This window comes from Blastococcus sp. KM273129 (assembly GCF_021698995.1).
GTDB lineage: Bacteria > Actinomycetota > Actinomycetes > Mycobacteriales > Geodermatophilaceae > Blastococcus.
Window position 1 is genome coordinate 1 of sequence record NZ_SSXB01000182.1, and the last position, 738, is coordinate 738.

Annotated in this window: 1 protein-coding gene; it reads right to left on the reverse strand. The window is 77.4% G+C overall.

Going from position 1 to position 738, the window contains the following annotated elements; all coding sequences use genetic code 11:
* A partial coding sequence (locus E9565_RS21935; protein WP_374201755.1) for an LGFP repeat-containing protein occupies positions 1 to 738 on the reverse strand: 738 nt, incomplete at both ends.

The following is a 738-nucleotide window of genomic DNA, read 5'->3' on the forward strand; positions in this document are numbered from 1 at the left end:
GGCGTGCCCGGCCCCCGAGGCCGCGTACACCTCCCCACCCTGGAAGGCCATCACCACACCCACCCCGTCCGCGGTCGGCACCGCATCCGAGGTGGGGTAACCCAGCGGCCCCGCAGGCCCGCCGCCTTCCTGCCAGCCGAGGAGGACGTCGCCGGGGACCAGGCGCGTGCCCAGGTCGCGGTGCAGGTACAGGGAGCCGCCCTGGAAGTGCCCGTACTGCGCGAGACCGTCGGCCGTCGCGGCCGAGTCCGCGGTGGGCATGCCCAGGTCGCCGGCGTCACCGCCGGCGGCCAGCCACGCGTCCCGCACCGGCCCGCCCACGACCCGCGCCCCGGTGGCGGCCGACCAGTAGATCGCCCCGCCCTGGAACGACGCCGCCCGGCCGCCCCCGGGCAGGTCGACGACATCGGAGGTCGGGTAGCCCAGCGCACCGTTCTGCCAGCCCGTGGCCGCCCACCGCTGCCGCACCGCACCGGTCACCACCCGGGCGCCGGTGGCCGGCGACCAGTAGATCGAGCCGTTCTCGAAGTGCGCGAACGCACCCCCGTCGGGCAGCGCCCGCACCCCCGTGGTCGGGTAGCCCAGCTCGCCGGCGGGCCCGCCGGCGGCGGTGAACCGGTCACGCACCGGCCCGTGCAGGGCGTGCCCGGCCCCCGAGGCCGCGTACACCTCCCCACCCTGGAAGGCCATCACCACACCCACCCCGTCCGCGGTCGGCACCGCATCCGAGGTGGGGTA